Below are 2,477 nucleotides of genomic sequence, written 5' to 3' on the forward strand. Positions count from 1 at the left end.
ATTACTGGTGCAAGTTGGCAATCTTGTAATGTACCGCAAGTCCTTCGTCATCGCTGTGCTTATCTAAATGGTTGCCTTTTTTAACTTTTTTATTGATCTCATTAAGCATTTCTACTTATTGCAAAGGTGAGATGCTCCCAATCGCTTCTTTGTTTTCAGAAGTTAATTTACTGCTTAAATATCCCTTCAAAGCCTCCCGACACATAAAAGAAACTATCGGTTTAGGTGTGTAATAACTACCTGATTTATGTCTTCCCGTGACTAATTCCTCAAACACTTTTCCCAACATTTCTGGGTCCACTGCTACCTCCACATCAAGGGGTGTACTCTCAGTCACCGTGAAATTAAAATTACTAAAAAGTTTATGTAAGATAACATCGATCGCCTGATCGGGTACTATTATATTAGGATTGCGGTCATCTTCATCCTGTTCAAATAATCCCCCATTAAGATAGGGAACTGTGCCGATTATTTGCCGAAGAAAACCACCGTTATTGATACCAATAATATCCGTTTGTTGGGGATTATTCAGTCCCGTAAAAAACAGATGAGTCAAGCGATTATGATAAAAGTTTTTGTGCGAGGTGCTGTTATCATTCTGATAATCCTGCCATAATGTTTCTAGATAGTCTGTTTGTTCGTTAAACTTCAGCCAACCCTTTTTCTGGATAAAAACAATAAACATCAGGCGATTAAATAGCTTCTGAGTAAATAGTCTTCTCTGGTCAGCATTAGGGATAGTTTTAGTAATTAATTGCTCAACTTTTTCAAAGACCGAGCGATACTGTTCAAAAAATTTCTTAGTAACTTTCTCAACATCAAAAGCTTCATCATGACATTCCTGAATCGCTAAAGGAGACTCGAAACTAATATTGTCTAAATCCAGTAAACTTAGGCGTTCTGTGGCGGTTCGTAACTGTTCCCCCGGACCCACTGTAATTCGCCGCAAGACTTGCCTTTTTTCTTGTTTTACATCATATTTAACATTGAGAAAATGCCACCGTTCTTGGTGGAAATCAGAGAAAACAAAGAGAGTGTAGGGATGGTTTTTTAGCAGTTGAGTGACGACAAGACGCTCTAAATTGAGCAGCAGTTGCTTAGAGTTGAGACGAGCATAAATAACCTGAAAATCTTCCCCCCCAGAAGCTAATAGGATTGGATCTTCTGCTAATGCTTCTACTGCTTTATCTGGCCAATTGCGTCGGGACAGGGTTTGATTTTCTCGCTCGTAATTTAACTCAGACCAGAATAATTTTTTGAGCGCATCCAATCCTCTCAGGGATGAAAGAAGGTCATAAACTGACTGCCGAAGTTCAATATCACTCATAAGTTTTCCCACGACTTCTCATTTAGGTTTACTTTCTCTAAGTAGCTGGTTATAAATCCCCCCTTGATCCCTAGGGTTGATTCATCGTAGGGTTGATTCATCGTAGGGTTGATTCATCGTAGGGTTGATTCATGAATCAACCCTACCCTTAATAAGGGGGTGTCTGATTTTAACATCTGACTACTTAGGACTTTTGCCACTTCAGTTAAATTGTATCGGGATCGATGCCTAATTCTCGCAATTTTTGGGACAATTTTTCCTTAGCTTGTCGTTCCCTTTCTTTTTCTAAAAGAGCCTGTTCTTTTTCTAAAAGAGCCTGTTCTTTTGCCTGTCGTTGCTGTAATTCGGCTTCTTGAGGAGTGGGGACTAATTGACCATCGGCGGTAAAATAACGCAGTTTACGGTCAAATATGCCTAAATATAATCCTAACTGTTCACTCCAGAGATAACCCTGTTCATTGGGAGAAATGGCTTGATATTGTCCCTCAATTAGTCTAAATCCTTGCAATTCTAACGTATTAGGATCGAACCAAAAATAATTAGGAGTGCGAAAGGTATTTTGATAGAGAGTTTTCTTGTTCTTGCGGTCAATATTAGCCGTAGAATCGGAGAGAATCTCGACAATTACATCGGGATATTTACCCTGTTCTCCCCAAACTACCCAACTTTTGCGGGGACGCTTTTCGGTATCTAAAACCACAAAAAAATCAGGACCACAGAAATCACGTTTTTTTAGTTGTTCCGCGTTGTAGTAGATGGTTAGATTTCCCGAAGCGTAGTAATCACTCCTCTCGCGCCATAATAATTCTAGACAACTAAGGAGAATGATGATCTGTTGCAGGTGTAGATCACTTGCCAAGGGTGGTTCATCACTCCATAAATCTGTGGGGGGATAGGTGACATCTGGGATCATGTCTAGGGCTGTCATGACTTTTTCCCGGTATTTTAGGATTGATTAATTATAGCTTTTTCTCACAATTGCAGAGATAAGGCGGGGGGATTTTAACCAATAACTTAAGTAGGTAGGCGTTAAAAATTATCAGACACCCCCCTTATCAAGGGTAGGGTTGATTCATGAATCAACCCTACCTTATCAAGGGAGGCAGGGGGGATCGAACCTAAAATCCATTTTTAATTTAATTATCACCAG

Annotated in this window: 2 protein-coding genes; both read right to left on the minus strand. The window is 39.7% G+C overall.

What is annotated here, in order from left to right:
- Positions 1–115: 115 nt before the first annotated feature.
- Positions 116–1,327, minus strand: a complete 1,212-nt coding sequence (locus PX481_RS21375; RefSeq protein WP_288095876.1) for a type IIL restriction-modification enzyme MmeI — start codon at positions 1,325–1,327, stop codon at positions 116–118.
- A 205-nt stretch (positions 1,328–1,532) separates the two neighbouring features.
- On the minus strand, positions 1,533–2,255 hold the full coding sequence (locus PX481_RS21380) for a Uma2 family endonuclease (protein WP_288095878.1): 723 nt from the start codon (positions 2,253–2,255) through the stop codon (positions 1,533–1,535).
- Positions 2,256–2,477: the final 222 nt, after the last annotated feature.

Source organism: Microcystis sp. M53603_WE2 (assembly GCF_030065435.1).

Excerpts from the sequence above, each read along its gene's own strand:
- PX481_RS21380 (WP_288095878.1), bottom strand. The coding sequence starts at position 2,255 with ATGACAGCCCTAGACATGATCCCAGATGTCACCTATCCCCCCACAGAT.
- PX481_RS21375 (WP_288095876.1), bottom strand. The coding sequence starts at position 1,327 with ATGAGTGATATTGAACTTCGGCAGTCAGTTTATGACCTTCTTTCATCC.